This window comes from Streptomyces sp. NPDC054975, assembly GCF_053609105.1.
On sequence record NZ_JBSGWV010000005.1, the window covers coordinates 293089 to 307838 of the forward strand.

Annotated in this window: 17 protein-coding genes; 11 read left to right on the plus strand and 6 right to left on the minus strand. The window is 70.8% G+C overall.

The window, feature by feature from the left end; translation table 11 throughout:
* Window positions 1-94: 94 nt before the first annotated feature.
* Entirely contained in the window at window positions 95-1324 is a 1230-nt protein-coding gene (gene ilvA / locus ACWF79_RS09320; protein ID WP_453727439.1) for a threonine ammonia-lyase, read from the minus strand.
* Between the two features lie 146 nt (window positions 1325-1470).
* On the opposite strand from ilvA, the gene ACWF79_RS09325 reads away from it, so the two are divergent.
* From ACWF79_RS09325 to ACWF79_RS09340, 4 genes are read left to right on the plus strand one after another with little or no spacing between them, the layout of a single operon-like run.
* Complete coding sequence (locus ACWF79_RS09325; protein WP_453727440.1) at window positions 1471-1986, plus strand: MarR family winged helix-turn-helix transcriptional regulator; 516 nt, start codon at window positions 1471-1473, stop codon at window positions 1984-1986.
* Between the two features lie 31 nt (window positions 1987-2017).
* Entirely contained in the window at window positions 2018-2566 is a 549-nt protein-coding gene (locus ACWF79_RS09330) for a sigma factor-like helix-turn-helix DNA-binding protein (RefSeq protein WP_453727441.1), read from the plus strand.
* Entirely contained in the window at window positions 2563-2814 is a 252-nt protein-coding gene (locus ACWF79_RS09335; protein WP_453727442.1) for a hypothetical protein, read from the plus strand. Before ACWF79_RS09330 ends, ACWF79_RS09335 begins: the two co-directional genes overlap by 4 nt.
* Before the next feature lie 45 nt (window positions 2815-2859).
* Window positions 2860-3051: a DUF1059 domain-containing protein gene (locus ACWF79_RS09340; protein ID WP_453727443.1), complete on the plus strand. Its 192-nt coding sequence runs from the start codon at window positions 2860-2862 to the stop codon at window positions 3049-3051.
* 47 nt (window positions 3052-3098) lie between these two features.
* On the opposite strand, the gene ACWF79_RS09345 is transcribed toward ACWF79_RS09340, so the two are convergent.
* Entirely contained in the window at window positions 3099-4253 is a 1155-nt protein-coding gene (locus tag ACWF79_RS09345) for a cystathionine gamma-synthase (protein ID WP_453727444.1), read from the minus strand.
* A gap of 73 nt (window positions 4254-4326) precedes the next feature.
* Here ACWF79_RS09345 and ACWF79_RS09350 point away from each other — a divergent pair, with 73 nt between their 5' ends.
* The 5 genes from ACWF79_RS09350 (at window position 4327) to abc-f (ending at window position 9787) form a co-directional block, all read left to right on the plus strand.
* Window positions 4327-5436: a hypothetical protein gene (locus ACWF79_RS09350; protein WP_453727445.1), complete on the plus strand. Its 1110-nt coding sequence runs from the start codon at window positions 4327-4329 to the stop codon at window positions 5434-5436.
* A gap of 264 nt (window positions 5437-5700) precedes the next feature.
* On the plus strand, window positions 5701-6363 hold the full coding sequence (gene msrA, locus ACWF79_RS09355) for a peptide-methionine (S)-S-oxide reductase MsrA (RefSeq protein ID WP_453727446.1): 663 nt from the start codon (window positions 5701-5703) through the stop codon (window positions 6361-6363).
* Between the two features lie 86 nt (window positions 6364-6449).
* Entirely contained in the window at window positions 6450-7628 is a 1179-nt protein-coding gene (locus ACWF79_RS09360; RefSeq protein WP_453727447.1) for a hypothetical protein, read from the plus strand.
* Window positions 7629-7641: 13 nt separating this feature from the next.
* Complete coding sequence (locus ACWF79_RS09365; protein ID WP_453727448.1) at window positions 7642-7932, plus strand: hypothetical protein; 291 nt, start codon at window positions 7642-7644, stop codon at window positions 7930-7932.
* A 235-nt stretch (window positions 7933-8167) separates the two neighbouring features.
* The gene (gene abc-f, locus ACWF79_RS09370) at window positions 8168-9787 is read left to right on the plus strand and encodes a ribosomal protection-like ABC-F family protein (RefSeq protein ID WP_453727449.1); all 1620 of its coding nucleotides are present in this window, start codon (window positions 8168-8170) and stop codon (window positions 9785-9787) included.
* Here the strand turns inward: abc-f and ACWF79_RS09375 are convergent.
* Window positions 9770-10132 (minus strand): DUF1330 domain-containing protein, encoded by a 363-nt coding sequence (locus ACWF79_RS09375; protein WP_453727450.1) that lies wholly within the window; start codon window positions 10130-10132, stop codon window positions 9770-9772. The genes abc-f and ACWF79_RS09375 overlap by 18 nt on opposite strands.
* Window positions 10133-10363: 231 nt before the next feature.
* Window positions 10364-11410, minus strand: a complete 1047-nt coding sequence (locus ACWF79_RS09380; RefSeq protein ID WP_453727463.1) for an NAD(P)-dependent alcohol dehydrogenase — start codon at window positions 11408-11410, stop codon at window positions 10364-10366.
* 171 nt (window positions 11411-11581) lie between these two features.
* Here ACWF79_RS09380 and ACWF79_RS09385 point away from each other — a divergent pair, with 171 nt between their 5' ends.
* A complete protein-coding gene (locus tag ACWF79_RS09385; protein ID WP_453727451.1) occupies window positions 11582-12445 on the plus strand; it encodes a helix-turn-helix domain-containing protein in 864 nt (287 codons plus the stop codon).
* Between the two features lie 87 nt (window positions 12446-12532).
* Here ACWF79_RS09385 and ACWF79_RS09390 read toward each other — a convergent pair whose 3' ends face one another.
* Together ACWF79_RS09390 and ACWF79_RS09395 are read right to left on the minus strand one after the other, a co-directional pair.
* Window positions 12533-13801, minus strand: a complete 1269-nt coding sequence (locus ACWF79_RS09390; protein ID WP_453727452.1) for a L,D-transpeptidase — start codon at window positions 13799-13801, stop codon at window positions 12533-12535.
* Window positions 13802-13985: 184 nt separating this feature from the next.
* Complete coding sequence (locus ACWF79_RS09395) at window positions 13986-14327, minus strand: hypothetical protein (protein WP_453727453.1); 342 nt, start codon at window positions 14325-14327, stop codon at window positions 13986-13988.
* A gap of 109 nt (window positions 14328-14436) precedes the next feature.
* Between ACWF79_RS09395 and ACWF79_RS09400 the strand changes: the two genes are divergently transcribed.
* Window positions 14437-14697: a hypothetical protein gene (locus tag ACWF79_RS09400; protein ID WP_453727454.1), complete on the plus strand. Its 261-nt coding sequence runs from the start codon at window positions 14437-14439 to the stop codon at window positions 14695-14697.
* Window positions 14698-14750: the final 53 nt, after the last annotated feature.

Sequence of the window (14750 nt, forward strand, 5' to 3'; positions counted from 1 at the left end):
TTTCCGCCCAAGTTTAGGTTTGAACGGCGTCCGCCGCCCACCGAATATGTGACCCGACCCACACGCTAACGCGATACATCGCGACCTACAAGGCCTACCGCATCACCACGTACCCGGCGTCCCGCAGCGCCGCCGCGACCTCCTCGCAGTGCTCCGGCCCCTTGGTCTCCAGGTGCAGCTCCACCTCCACCTCCGTGAGGCCGAGCCGCGGATCGGTCCGGACATGCCCCACGTCGAGGACGTTCGCGTCGACCTCCGAGAGCACCCCGAGCAGGTTCGCGAGCACCCCCGGCCGGTCCGTCACCCGCAGCCGCAGGCTCAGATAGCGGCCACCGGCGGCCATGCCGTGCCGCAGGATCCGCTGCATCAGGAGGGGGTCCACGTTCCCGCCCGACAGGACCGCCACCACCGGTCCCTGGAAGGCCTTCGGGTCGCTGAGCAGCGCCGCCACCGGGCTCGCCCCGGCCGGCTCGACCACCAGCTTCGCCCGCTCCAGGCAGAGCAGCAGCGCCGAGGAGAGCGCGTCCTCGGAGACCGTACGGATGTCGTCCACGTACTCCCGCACCACCGCGAACGGCACGTCGCCCGGGCGCCCCACCTTGATCCCGTCCGCCATCGTCACCGGCGACTCGACCGCCACCGGATGGCCGGCGGCCAGCGACGGCGGATAGGCGGCCGCGCCCTCCGCCTGCACGCCGATCACCTTCACGTCGGGGCGCACGGACTTCACCGCGAGCCCGATCCCTGCGATGAGCCCGCCCCCGCCGACGCCGACCAGGATCGTGCGGACCTCCGGACACTGCTCCAGGATCTCCAGACCCACCGTGCCCTGCCCCGCGATGATGTCCGGGTGGTCGAAGGGGTGGATGAAGACCGCGCCGGTCTGCGCCGCGTACTCCTCCGCCGCCGCCAGCGTCTCGTCCACGACATGGCCGTGCAGCCGCACATCGGCGCCGTACTCCCGGGTCGCCGCGACCTTCGGCAGCGGGGCGCCGACCGGCATGAAGACCGTGGAGCGCACCCCGAGGAGCGCGGACGCCAGCGCGACGCCCTGCGCGTGGTTCCCCGCCGACGCGGCCACCACCCCGGCCGCCCGCTGCTCCGGCCGCAGCCCGGCGATCCGTACGTACGCACCCCGCAGCTTGAACGATCCCGTTCGTTGAAGGTTCTCGCACTTCAGGTGGACCGGTGCTCCGACCAGCGAGGACAGATACCGGCTGCCCTCCATCGCGGTCATTCTGGCCACCCCGGACAACATCTTCTGCGCCCCGCGGACATCGTCGAGGATCAGCGGGTGCAAGGGGTCTGGCCTACGGAAGCTCATGACAGCAAGTCTCGCAGCTCACGGGCCTCGTGGCCGCCCGGCAGCCGCCTCCTCGACCGGTTCGCGCAGCACCGGTACGGACCCCGGCGGGTCCGCGTACTCTGTCCCCCACCAACCGACCACCGCACGAGAGAGCCCCCACAGCCATGCCCACATCTCAGGACATGACGACTGAGCTTGACCCCGGTCTCCTCGATGCCCTCCAGCACCAGGTGGCCGTCTTCGCCCGCCGGGCCGAACAGACCCGGCTCGGCGGCACCGGTCAGCTCCGCAACTCGATGGACCGCGCCGCCTACCTGCTCCTGAACCGGCTCGACCAGGAAGGCCCGATGGGCGTCAAGGCGCTCGCGGCGGGCATGGGCATCGACTCGTCCACCGTCACCCGCCAGGTCGCCCCGCTCGTCGACACGGGCCTGGTCAAGCGCACCTCGCACCCGGAGGACGGGCGCGCCGTCGTGCTCCAGCTCTCCCCGCGCGGCCTGGCCCGCCTGGAGGAGGTCCGCGCCTCGCGCCGCGAGCTGATGGCGCAGGTGACGGAGGGCTGGACGCCCGCGGAGCGCGAGTCGTTCTGCACCCTGCTCACCCGCTTCAACTCGGCGCTCTCCGCCCGCCAGTCCGGCCTGCCGCCCGCTCCGGACACGGAGTCCGCCCCGACCTCTTGACCACGGCCGCGCCCTGTCCTCATATGAGGACGTGCGAGATCGGCAGGACGGGCACGCGGGCGAACCCCGCTTCCACACCCGGCAGTTCGAGGCGTTCGTGGCGGGGGCGGCGGGGCGGCTGCTGCATGCCGCGACGCTGCTCACCGCCGAGACCCGCGCCCGAAACCCGCACGCCGAGGCGCTGTTGACCGCCTCCCTCGCGCACACCTACGCCCACTGGGGCCGGTTGCGCGGTGAGGACCCGTACGACCGCACGCGCGCCGACCTCGCCGCCCGCTTCGCGCGCACCGCCTGGCGCCACCACCGCGGCCGGGGCGGCATCCTCTCCGCGCTCACCCCGCAGGAACGCCTCGTCGTGGTGCTGCGCCTGTACGAGGGGGTGGCGGAGGAACAGACCGCGGCTCTGCTCGGACTGCCCGAGGACCGGGTACGGGCCATCTGCTCCCGCTCCGTGTACGCCCTGCGGGAGCGGCGGCGCGGAGGGGGCGGGAGGCTCGGGGGCCCCGGGGAGGCCGGGGGGAAGCCCGGGAAGGCCGGAGGGCCGAGGAAGCTCGGGGGACCCGGGAGGCTCGCCTCGTGAGCCGGCACGACGACAAGGAGGACGAGGTCCGGCGGATGCTGGAGTCCCCGCACCCGCAGGTCCCCGCCGACCTGGCCGGCCGGGCCGTCGCGCGCGGCACCCGGCTGCTCCGCCGCGGCCGGGCGGTACGCCGGGCCCTGTGGGCGCTGGCTTTCGTGGCCGTGCTCGTCTTCGTGGTCTGGGCGTCGGTGGCCGAGCCCTGGCACGTACCGCCGGCGAAGACGACGCCACCGCTCGAAGGCTGGTGACGGCGGTCTTAGCCTGGAGGGAGCCAGCGAGTCGAGGAGGCCCTCATGACCAGGAAAGTCGCCGACTGCCGCAAGGAACCCAGCGTCATGAACTGCACCCTCACCATCATCGGTGAGGAGGAGGAAGTCGTACGGGCCGCGACCGAGCACGCCATCTCGGTGCACGGCCACACCGACAGCCCCGAGCTGCGCGCCACGGTCCGTAAGTCGCTGGAGGACGAGAAGGTCGCCGCCTGACCGCACGAAGCCGGGCCCCTCGACAGAGGCCCGGCTCGGGGTGGTTGTCAGCCCAGCGCCTGGCGCAGGTCCGCCAGCAGGTCGTCGACGTTCTCGATGCCCACCGAGAGGCGGACCAGATCGGCCGGGACCTCGAGGGCGGAACCGGCCACGCTCGCGTGCGTCATCCGGCCCGGGTGCTCGATCAGCGACTCGACACCGCCCAGGGACTCGCCCAGGGTGAAGAGCTTCGCGCGGTTGCAGACCTCGACCGCCGCCTCCTCGCCGCCGGTGACGCGGAAGGAGATCATTCCGCCGAAGGACTTCATCTGCTTGGCGGCGATCTCGTGGCCCGGGTGCTCCGGCAGACCCGGGTACAGGACCTGGGTGACCTTCGGGTGCTGGGTCAGCATCTCCGCGATCTTCTCCGCGTTCTCGCTGTGCCGGTCCATGCGGACCGCCAGCGTCTTGATGCCGCGCAGCACGATCCACGAGTCGAACGGCCCGGCGACCGCGCCCATCGCGTTCTGGTGGTACGCCAGTTCCTCGCCGAGCGCCTCGTCGGCCGTCACCAGCGCGCCGCCGACGACGTCCGAGTGCCCGCCCATGTACTTCGTCAGCGAGTGCACGACGACGTCCGCGCCGAGCGCCAACGGCTGCTGGAGGTAGGGCGAGGCGAAGGTGTTGTCGACGACCAGCTTCGCGCCGGCCGACCGCGCCACGGCCGCGACCGCCGCGATGTCGGTGATGCCGAGCAGCGGGTTCGACGGGGTCTCGACCCAGATCACCTTCGTACGGTCGTTGATCGCGCCGCGCACGGACTCGACGTCCGAGGTGTCCGCGACGGAGAAGTCGACGCCCCAGCGCTGGACGACCTTGGCGAAGAGCCGGAAGGTGCCGCCGTAGGCGTCGTTCGGGATGACCACGTGGTCGCCGGGTGCGAGCAGCGTCCGCAGCAGGCAGTCCTCGGCGGCCAGACCGGAGGCGAAGGCGAGCCCGCGACGGCCGCCTTCGAGGGCCGCGAGGTTCTCCTCGAGGGCGGTGCGCGTGGGGTTGGCGCTCCGGCTGTACTCGTAACCGCCGCGCAGCCCGCCCACGCCGTCCTGCTTGTACGTGGAGACCTGATAGATGGGCGGGACGACCGCGCCGGTCAGCGGGTCGGCGGTGTTGCCCGCGTGGATCGCGCGGGTCTCGAAGCTCTGGTGGATGTGCTCGTCGCTCATGGTTCAGGAGCGTAGTCCCGAGGGCCGGGGACCGCCGCCCATCGTCTCGGGGAGTGTCCTGGACAATGGACACATGGAGATTCTCTGGTTCCTGATGGCGGTCGCGCTGCTGGTCGCGGTCCTGACCCCGTACGTGCGGCGCCGCCGGTCCGGCGTCGGGATCCGTCAGGTCGCGCCCGGTTCGCCCGACGCCGCCGACCCCGAGGCGTACGGCTTCCTGCGCCAGGAGGAGCAGGACGTACGGATGCCGGGGCCCGACCAGGACCTGCTCGACGTCCTCGACGTGGTCCAGGCGACCCAGGAGTGGCGCGCGGCCTCGCAGCTGCTCGCCGGTACGGAGAAGGAGGGCGAGGTCCGCTGGCAGCGCGTGCAGGCGTTCGCGGGCGCGGCCTCCCTGGAGCTCCAGCAGAGGCCCGGCGTGGGCGGGGCGTGGCTGCGCGCCTGGCGTGCGGACTCCCCCAAGGACCCGGGCGGGGCGGCCGTGCACGCGGAGTTCCTGGTGCAGCAGGCGTGGCGCTCGTCCGCGGCCGGCACCGACGACTTCCGGATCATCCTCGAAGAGGCGAAGAAGGTCAGCGAGGAGGCGGCGCTGCTCGCCCCCGGCGACCCCGTCCCGTACATCACGCAGCTCGCCGTCGCGCGGGGCCTCGGCTACAGCCACGAGGAGTTCGACCAGGTCTGGGCGAAGATCATCGACCGGGCGCCGCAGCACATGGGCGCCCACCTGGCGGCGCTGCACTACTGGTGCGAGAAGTGGCACGGCTCGCGCGAGGACGCCGACCGCTTCGCGACGGCCGCCGCCGCGCGCGCCCCGCAGGGCTCGCTGCTGGCCGCGCTGCCGCTGTTCGCGGTCTACGAGCACCTGCCGGAGATCGTGCTCGTCCAGGACTTCTTCCGGACCGAGGTGGTGCGCAAGGCGATGGAGGGCGCGCTGTACGCGGTCCACTCGGCGCGCCCCGACGACCCGATGCTGGCGCACGTCCGGCACCTGCTCGTCCTCTTCCTGGTCCGCGCGGAACGCTGGTCGGAGGCGATGCACCAACTGGTGCACGTGGACGGCCACGTGGGTGCGCTGCCCTGGACGCTGAACGGCGACCCGGCGGCGGAGTACACGGTGTACCGGAACCTGGCGGTGGCGGGCTACGAGGCGAATGGCGGCAGCCCGGCGACGCTGCCGCACTGAGCGGGGGCTCGGCGTGTGAGCGACGCGCGGGGGCTGGGGTCCGGCGTGTGAGCGATGCCCGGGGGCCGGGGCGCGGGCTCGGGGCCCGGGGCCGGGAGCGTCCGGGGCCCGGGGCTCGGGGTCCCGGGTCAAGTGCCCGGGGGGCCAGGGCTCAGGGTCCCGGGTCAAGCGCCCGGGGGGCCGGGGTCAAGCGCCCGGGGGGCCGGGGAATCCCTCCCGGCCCTCGGGCGTTGTGCGTAACGCCCACCGTCGAGGAGATGCCGCATGTTTCTGTCACGCACCCCCGTCCTCCCCACGCCCGAGCAGGCGCTGAAGGGTCGCCCGGAGCCCGAGTTCCAGGTGCCCGAGCGTCACACGGTCCTGGGCAACCCGCTGCTCGGCCCCTACCCGGAGGGCCTTGAGGTCGCGGACTTCGCCCTCGGCTGCTTCTGGGGCGCCGAGCGCAAGTTCTGGCAGACCGAGGGCGTCTGGACGACCCTCGTCGGCTACCAGGGCGGCTTCACGCAGAACCCCGTGTACGAGGAGGTCTGCTCGGGCCTCACGGGCCACACCGAGGTCGTCCGGGTCGTCTTCGACCCCGCGAAGGTCTCGTACGAGCGGCTGCTCAAGCTCTTCTGGGAGTCCCACGACCCGACCCAGGGCTTCCGCCAGGGCAACGACGTCGGCACCCAGTACCGCTCGGCGATCTACACCCACTCCCCCGCCCAGGCCGAGACCGCCGAGGCCTCCCGCGCCGCGTACCAGAAGGTCCTGACGGGCTCCGGCTACGGCACGATCAGCACGGAGCTCCTCCCGGTCGAGGGCCGCACCTTCTATCCGGCCGAGGGATACCACCAGCAGTACCTGGACAAGAACCCGGCCGGTTACTGCGGCATCGGCGGCACGGGCGTCTCCTGCCCGATCGGCGTCGCGAAGGCCGACGGCTGAGGCACAAGAGGGTGCCGGGACACTGTCTTGCTTCGGGCGCACCATGCGTAAGCCATGAGACAGACATGCGCCGGGGGAGGCGATAGATGAGCGAGCTGCACGGCGGCGAGGGCACGGAGACCCAGCCGCCGGAGCTCGAAATACCCGATCCGCCTGACGCGGAGGCAAAGGAGGCCGGGGAACCGGTCGAGCCGGCCGAGGACGCCGAGGCGGAGTCCGGCTTGGAGGATCCCTCGAACGGCGGGGACGCGGAGCCCGATGAACCGGGTGACGTGGAAAACCTGTCGGGCCCCGAGAAGACGGAGCAGCCGCGCGACGAGCCGGAAGAGCCGATCGAATCCGCAGCAGAGGCCCTGGACGGTGCAGAAGAGAATCTTCCTGATGAACCGGGGCTGACTCGGGATTCTGGCGACGAGGACGGCGCGGAGGAGGCCGAACGGGAAGAGAACGACGAGGCCGGACTCGCCGAGGCCGTGGAAGAGCCGGCCGACGGCGATCACAGGGAGCCGGACGCACCAGAACCCGACGCCCCCGGCGCAGAGGCTGCGGACGACGATGACCCCGCTGTCGAGGACCCCGTCGAAGCGGAACCCGAGGTGGCCCCGGAGCCCGACGCAACCCTAGGTCCGCCGGAATCGGACGGAACAGATGACGACGCCGTGTCCGACAGCAGCGAGGACGGCGACACGGAACGGACGACATCTGACGAGACCTTGGACCCGGAAGCAGTCAAGCAGCGGATCGACGAGTTGGACGACCGGAAAGGCGGCGAGGGGCACGCCCCGGGGCGGCACCTGGACGTGACCGAGGACCAACTGAAAGACCGCCTTGGCAAGCCGATTCTCGAGAACGGCTCGCCCAAGCTGTACGGCCCCAACTCTCAATACGTAGGCCACATGAAGCTGGAGCAGCAGAAGGATCCGCTGACGAACAGCACCGTGGACGGCGTGCACGGCGGGGTGCACCGTTGTGGAGCATACGCAACCAAGTTCGAGAATCCGGAGGACTTGGTGACGGCGGACGAATACTGCCGTAAATACATTGAAGACAACGGAATTCCGCCGGACAAGGTACCCATCGAGGATGTTCTTGGCGAAGACGGCCACGAGCGTTGCAGTGGCTTCTACCTCGATCCTTCCGATCCAGGCACCGCCCTCAAGGTGGACTTCGAAGGTGGATTCATCAAGCCTGTCTACCACTTCCAGGACGGGGCTTGGAAACTGCATACGATGTACCCGAACCCCGCCTACGTGAGACACCCCTAGGAGGCACCTCACCGTGAATGAAGAACTCCGTCGTTTCATCAGCGTCTATCTCCAACAGGAGGTGGCGTACGACGACATGTCGGCGACCCGTGAGACGCTGAAGCACTTCAAACCGGAGTGGACAGATGCGGTGCGGCGGGGACTGGTGTCCGTCCTGAACGAAAAGCAGCTCACGGCGGAAGAGTACGAATCCCTGACATCCATCGAGTTCGGGACCGACGCCGCCCTCTACACCTACCTGCAGGACGTCTACGACTTCCTGTTCGGAGGGAGCGAGAAGCAGCCCGTCATCCCGGAGGACTGACGGGTCCCGCGATGGTGGCCGCATGGCGGCGAGGTGCGTTCGCGGCGGAAAATGGCCGCGCCGATGGCGGGGCGGCCGGATATGCTCGGGCGTATGGGTTCGTACTACTTCTTTCTCTGATTTCGGCCGTGGACACGGTCTGAGCCGCTGATCCGGCGCCCCCCGGGCGCGGTGGCGGTGGCCCGGTGTCCCTTCGAACGGTCCGAAACGAACCCGTCCCCCAGGGAAAGATCCCATGCGCGACCGCGCCCAGTTGACCGTCAAAGACGTCTCCAAGTCCTACGGGACCCGCTCCGTCCTCGAACGAGTCTCGTTCACCGTGCGGCCCGGCGAGAAGGCCGCCGTCATCGGGGAGAACGGCTCCGGCAAGTCCACTCTGCTGCGGCTGCTCGCCGGGGCGGAAGGCCCCGACAGTGGGCAGGTGACCGTCCGCTTCCCCGATGGGGTCGCCCGGCTCGCCCAGACGCTCGCCGAGACCTTCGGCGTCGGACCCGAGCACACCGTGCGCGACACCGTCGACGCGGCGCTCGCCGAACTCCGCTCGATGGAGCGGGAGATGCGGGCCGCCGAGGAGACCCTCGGTTCCGCGACCCCCGAGGAACTCACCGCGTACGGCGAGCTCGCCACCCGGTTCGAGGAGCGGGGCGGGTACGACGCCGATGCCCGGGTCGCCGCCGCCCTGCACGGCCTTGGTCTCGGGCACGTCCCGTACGAGCGGCCCGTCGGCACGCTCTCCGGCGGCGAGCAGTCCCGGCTCGCCCTCGCCTGCGTCCTCGCCTCCGGCGCCGAACTCCTGCTGCTCGACGAGCCGACGAACCATCTCGACCGGGCCGCCACCGACTGGCTGGAGGAACGGCTGCGCGGCCACCAGGGCACGGTGGTCGCGGTCACCCACGACCGGGCGTTCCTGGAGGGCATGGCGACGACGGTCCTGGAGGTCGACCGGGACACCCGCGCCGTGACCCGGTACGGGGACGGCTGGTCCGGCTACCGGGCGGCGAAGGCGGCGGCCCGCCGCCGCTGGGCCCAGGAGTACGAGGAGTGGGGGGAGGAGCTGGCCCGTACGGAGGAGCTGGTGGCGGCGGCCGGGCAGCGGCTCGTGGGGAGTGGTAAGGATCCAAGGCAAGGCTTCGGCAAGCACCGGCGCTCGTCGGAGAACAAGCTGTCCGGGCAGGTCAGAGCCGCCCGCACGCGGCTCGAGCAGCTGCGGAGGTGCCCTGTGCCGCCACCGCCGGAGCCCCTGCGTTTCCGTGCGGCGTTCACGACGGTCGGCGATGCCCCGCGCGTGCTCGCCGAGCTCGTGGACGTCGTCGTCGGCGATCGGCTCCGGGTCGACAAGCTGCGGGTCTCGGCCGGCGACCGGCTGCTCGTCTGCGGGCCCAACGGGGCCGGGAAGACGACCCTGCTCCGGGTCCTCGCCGGTGACCTGCGGCCCGACGGCGGAACGGTCGTCCGGTCCGCCCGGGTCGGGTACCTGGCCCAGGAACTGCCTCCCGTACCGTCTCCGAAGCCGCTGCTCACGGCGTACGCCGCCGGCCGCCCTGGGCTGCCCGAGGAGCATGCGGCGGAGCTGCTCGCCGTCGGGCTGTTCCGGGAGGAGGACCTGGCCGTCCCGGTGGCGCGGCTCTCGGTGGGCCAGCAGCGCCGCCTGGAGCTGGCCCGGCTCGTGACACGCCCCGCCGACCTGCTCGTCCTGGACGAGCCGACCAACCACGTGGCGCTCTCCCTGGTGGAGGAGCTGGAGGCGGCCCTGGCCGCCTTCCGGGGCGCGGTCGTCGCGGTCTCGCACGACCACCGCTTCCGCGCGGGCTTCGGCGGAACCCGGCTGGAGCTCCGCTCAGGCCGCGCCGCCTGAGCCCGGCCCCGTCCGCAGCAGCGCGGCGGTCGTCGCCGGGTCGTACCCCGGGGCGACCCCGTCGATCAGCAGCAGGTCGCCCTGGATGTGCCGGGCGCGCAGCGGGATCAACTCCTGGTAGGCGGCCGAGTCGTACCAGCGGCGGGCGTGGTCCATCGACGGGAAGGCGACGAGGACCAGGTCGCAGGGCCACTCGCCCTCCCGGACCTCCCGCTCGGGAGCGCCGTGGACGAGGAAGTGGCCGCCGTAGGGGTCGAGGGTGGCCTTGACCCGCTCCATGTAGGTGAGGACCTCCTCGTGGAGGCCGGACTGCGGGCGGAGGTTGGCGAGTGCGTAAGCGGTCATGACGTCAGGGTGCCGGGGCATGCCGTGCGGGTCGATTACCTCGCATGTCATGCCCCGGCGGCACGCTCAGGGAGCTCGGGAACGGGCCCCTCGGACCTCCAGGCCCTCGCAGACAGGCCCCGCGGGCCCCTCGGGCCGACCCCGCCGACGCTCCGACCTCACCGATCCCGCCCGCCCCGCCGACCGGACGACGACCCGACGCCTCCTACGGGCCGTCGTCCTCCCGTGGCCTCAGATCGTGGCGGCGTCGATCACGAAGCGGTACCGCACGTCACTCGCGAGGACGCGCTCGTACGCCTCGTTGATCTGGTCGGCGCGGATCAGCTCGATCTCGGCGCCGAGGCCGTGCTCGGCGCAGAAGTCCAGCATCTCCTGGGTCTCCGCGATCCCGCCGATCATCGATCCGGCGAGCGTCTTGCGGCCGCCGAGCAGCGCGAACAGGTTGAGCGCGATCGGCTCCTCGGGGGCGCCCACGTTCACCATCGCGCCGTCGGTCTTGAGCAGGCCGAGGAAGGCGCCGAAGTCGATCGGGGCCGAGACGGTGGAGACGATCAGGTCGAAGGTGCCCGCGAGCTCGGTGAAGGTCGCCGGGTCGCTGGTCGCGTAGTAGTGGTCGGCGCCGAGCTTCAGGCCGTCCTCGCGCTTCTTCAGCGACTGGCTGAGCACGGTCACCTCGGCGCCGAGGGCGTGGGCGATCTTGACGCCCATGTGCCCGAGGCCGCCGAGGCCGACGATGGCGACCTTCTTGCCGGGGCCTGCCTGCCAGTGGGCGAGCGGCGAGTAGAGGGTGATGCCGGCGCAGAGCAGCGGGGCGGCCTCGTCGAGCGCGATGCCGTCCGGGATGCGCAGGGTGTAGTTCTCGTCGACGACGATGTGGGTGGAGTAGCCGCCGTAGGTCGGCTCGCCGTTCTTGTCGAGGGCGTTGTACGTGCCGGTCATGCCGGTGCCCGAGCAGTACTGCTCCAGGCCCTTCAGGCAGTACTCGCACTCTCGGCAGGAGTCGACGAAGCAGCCGACGCCGACGCGGTCGCCGACCTGGTGCCGGGTGACGCCGGAGCCGACCTCGGTGACGACGCCGGCGATCTCGTGGCCGGGCACCATCGGGAAGATGCCCTCGCCCCAGCCGTCACGGGCCTGGTGGATGTCGGAGTGGCAGATGCCGGCGTACTTGATCTCGATGAGGACGTCGTGCTCGCCGACCGGCCGACGGGGCACGGTGGTGCGCTCCAGGGGCGCGTTCGCGGCGGGGGCCGCGTAGGCGGCGACCGTGGTCGCCATCGCCGTGTGAGGGGTGTTCGGGGTGGTGGCGTGGGTGCTCATGGCGTTCAGCCTGCCGGAGCGGGCGCGCGCCACCCAGCCACCTGTTCTGCCTACGACGGGCGGACGTACTACTGGCAGGGACAGGAACACCCGTCCGCCCGAGCCTACGACCTGGGATAATCGGGCTGCATGGATCTCAGTGCGGAACTCAGCGAATTCCTGCGCTCGCGCCGGGCCCGGCTGAAGCCGGAGGACGTGGGCCTGCCGGACTTCGGCCGCCACCGCCGCGTACCCGGACTGCGCCGGGAGGAGCTGGCGCAGCTGGCCGGGGTCTCCGTCGCGTACTACACGCGGCTTGAGCAGGGCAACGGGCGCAATGTGTCCATGGAGGTCCTGGACTCGATCGCCCGGGCGCTGCGGCTGAACGACAGCGAGCGGGCGCATCTGACGCACCTGGCCAAGCCGACGGCGAAGAAGAAGCAGCACCGGGCGGCGATCGCGCGGCCGCAGCAGGTACGGCCGGGTCTGGTGCAGCTGCTCGACTCGATGGAGACCGTCCCGGCCTTCGTCGCCGGCCGGCGTCTCGACATCCTTGCCTGGAACCGGATGGCCCGGGCGCTGCTGGGCGACTTCACGACCTGGGAGCCGCGCGAGCGGAACATGGCGCGGATGGTCTTCCTCGACCCGAACTCCCGCGATCTCTACCTCGACTGGGACGCCAAGGCGACCGAGGTGGTGAGCGTGCTGCGGCTGTACGCGGGCTGCTATCCGGAGGACCCGGCCCTGCTGGAGCTGGTGGGTGAGCTGTCGGTACGGAGCGAGGAGTTCCGCTCGCTGTGGGCGGCGCACACGGTCGCCGACAAGGGTCACGGCTCCAAGCGGCTGCGCCATCCGCTGGTGGGCGAGCTGACTCTCCAGTACGAGTCGCTGAAGGTCGCCGGACCGGACCCGGATCTCGTGCTGGTGACGTACCACGCGGAGCCGGGGACGCCCTCGGCGGACGCGCTGCGGTTGCTCGCGCAGTGGGGCGTGGAGGAATCGGTCGTCCGCTAGGACGGTGGGGACAAGAAGGACGGTGTACGAGAACGGCGGGCCCCTCCACACGGAGGGGCCCGCCGTTCTTGTACGCGTGCCGAGGGGTCAGACCGCCGAGCCGGCCTTCCACGCCGACCAGCTCATGTTCCAGCCGTTGAGGCCGTTGTCCGGGGCGATCGTCTTGTCCTTGGAGTTCTTGACGATGACGACGTCGCCGACGATCGAGTGGTCGTAGAGCCAGGCGGCCATCTGGTTCGGGTCGCCGGCGCCCTTGACGTCGTTCAGGCCCACACAGCCGTGGCTGGTGTTGGCGGAGCCGAAGATCGAGTCAGGGCCCCAGTAGTTGCCGTGGATGAACGTGCCCGACGTGGACAGCCGCATGGCGTGCGGGACGTCCTTGATGTCGTACTCGCCCTTGCCGTCGTCGTCGGTGAAGCCGACGGTGGCGCCGTTCATCCGGGTCTCCTTGAACTTCTCGGAGATCACCATCTGACCGTTGTAGGTCGGGTTCTCCGGGGAGCCGGCGGAGATCGGGATGGTCTTGACCGTCTTGCCGTCCTGCTTGACCGTCATGGTCTTGGTGGCGACGTCGACGGTGGAGACCTGGTTACGGCCGATCTTGAAGGTGACGGTCTTCTGCTGGACGCCGAAGACACCCTTGGCGCCCTCGACGCCGTCGAGGTTCAGCTTCAGCGTGACCGTCGAGCCCTCGGTCCAGTAGTCGTCGGGGCGGAAGTCCAGGCGCTGGGAGTTGAACCAGTGCCCGACGACCTCCTGGCCGCTGCTGGAGGTCACCTTGATGCCGCCCTGGACGGCGGCCTTGTCGGTGATGGCCTTGTTGAAGTTGATCGACACCGGCATGCCGACGCCGACGGTGGAGCCGTCCTCAGGCGTGAAGTTGCCGATGAAGCTGTTGGCCTGAGAGACGGTGGTGAAGGAGGAGTTCTCGTGCGCCTCCAGGCCGTCCGCGTCCTTCGCGGTCGCCGCGAGCTTGTAGACCGTGGCGCGCTTGAGCGCACCGGTGGGCTTCCAGCTCGTGCCGTCGGCGGAGATCTCACCCTTGACGGCGTCGCCCTCGGCGGTGGTGAGCGTGACCTCGGTGAGCGTGCCGTCCGTGACGGTCACCTTGGCGTCGTTGTTGATCGACGCGTTGGTGGCACCGTTCTTCGGCGAGATGGATATCTGGGCCTTCGACGTCTTCTGCGCCGCGGCCTCGTCGACCTGAGCCTGTGACTGTGCCGACTTCGAGGGGTCGGCGGCGCCGCTCTTGTCCTCGTCGCTGCACGCAGAGAGCACCAACACGCCGCTGAGCACCGCGGCCGCCGCCGCCAGGCTCCTGCGGCGCTTGCTGTCCGTCATCACACGCTTCTCCATCGTCGCCGAATCCCTGCCAACACTCGTCTGAACATCCATGAGACCCTCCGCGGTTCCACCAGCGGTGGGTTTGTGGGGAACGCCACTGATCGACACGTACGCACGGTCCGTTCGGTTCCCGTACAGGGCGAAGCCCCGGTACGAAGGCGCCGTACCGGGGCTTCGTGGGGGTGCGAGGCCCCCGTCAGACCCGTTCCGTGTCGTCCTCGTCCACCTCATCTTCCTCGTCAAGGTCCCACTCCTGGGCATCGGGGTCGTGGTCGACCTCCTCGCTGCTCCAGGAGGCCTGCACGAGTTCGACGCCGGGGACCTCGCTGACCAGGTCGAACGGCTCGATCAGATAGGCCAGCGCCTCGGCGTCGTCCTCGCGTACGGACGAGCGTGCGTGTACCCGCTCCTCCTCGGGCATGAACTCGTCGGCGTCGATCCGGCCGACGGCGGCGCCGGTCAGCTCCTCGGAGTCGTTGATCTCCAGGACGACTTCCACCCGAAGCCGTACATAACGTGATGTCTCGGAAGTACTCATACGACGGAGCGTAGGCCGCCGGGGTGCTCGACTTTCATCCGACCCGCTGTGTTCATTAGCATCGGCGGAAGCCGCCAATTCCGGTTTCCGCAAGGGGGATCGAATCTCTGTGTCCGTCGCACGACGCCCGCTGCTGACCGCCACGGCGGCCGGGGCGCTGCTCTTCGCCCTGTGGTTCGTCCCGTCCGCGAACGCGACCGACGAGGGTCGCGTCACCGCCACCGAGCAGGAGCGCGCGGCCGAGGGCGCGCGGCTCGCGGAGACGGGCAGCCCGAACACGACGCCGTACGTGATCGGCGGGACGGGCTTCCTGGCCGTGGGGGCCGCGTTCGTGACCCTGGCGATGAGACGCGGCGGCCGCGCGTACTGAGACGTACGGAAGGGGGGGCCCCCCCCCCCCCCGGGGGGGGCCCGACGGGGTTG

Excerpts from the sequence above, each read along its gene's own strand:
- ilvA (WP_453727439.1), bottom strand. The coding sequence starts at position 1,324 with ATGAGCTTCCGTAGGCCAGACCCCTTGCACCCGCTGATCCTCGACGAT.
- ACWF79_RS09325 (WP_453727440.1), top strand. The coding sequence starts at position 1,471 with ATGCCCACATCTCAGGACATGACGACTGAGCTTGACCCCGGTCTCCTC.
- ACWF79_RS09340 (WP_453727443.1), top strand. The coding sequence starts at position 2,860 with ATGACCAGGAAAGTCGCCGACTGCCGCAAGGAACCCAGCGTCATGAAC.
- ACWF79_RS09345 (WP_453727444.1), bottom strand. The coding sequence starts at position 4,253 with ATGAGCGACGAGCACATCCACCAGAGCTTCGAGACCCGCGCGATCCAC.
- ACWF79_RS09350 (WP_453727445.1), top strand. The coding sequence starts at position 4,327 with ATGGAGATTCTCTGGTTCCTGATGGCGGTCGCGCTGCTGGTCGCGGTC.
- msrA (WP_453727446.1), top strand. The coding sequence starts at position 5,701 with ATGTTTCTGTCACGCACCCCCGTCCTCCCCACGCCCGAGCAGGCGCTG.
- ACWF79_RS09360 (WP_453727447.1), top strand. The coding sequence starts at position 6,450 with ATGAGCGAGCTGCACGGCGGCGAGGGCACGGAGACCCAGCCGCCGGAG.
- abc-f (WP_453727449.1), top strand. The coding sequence starts at position 8,168 with ATGCGCGACCGCGCCCAGTTGACCGTCAAAGACGTCTCCAAGTCCTAC.
- ACWF79_RS09375 (WP_453727450.1), bottom strand. The coding sequence starts at position 10,132 with ATGACCGCTTACGCACTCGCCAACCTCCGCCCGCAGTCCGGCCTCCAC.
- ACWF79_RS09380 (WP_453727463.1), bottom strand. The coding sequence starts at position 11,410 with ATGGCGACCACGGTCGCCGCCTACGCGGCCCCCGCCGCGAACGCGCCC.
- ACWF79_RS09385 (WP_453727451.1), top strand. The coding sequence starts at position 11,582 with ATGGATCTCAGTGCGGAACTCAGCGAATTCCTGCGCTCGCGCCGGGCC.
- ACWF79_RS09390 (WP_453727452.1), bottom strand. The coding sequence starts at position 13,801 with ATGGAGAAGCGTGTGATGACGGACAGCAAGCGCCGCAGGAGCCTGGCG.
- ACWF79_RS09395 (WP_453727453.1), bottom strand. The coding sequence starts at position 14,327 with ATGAGTACTTCCGAGACATCACGTTATGTACGGCTTCGGGTGGAAGTC.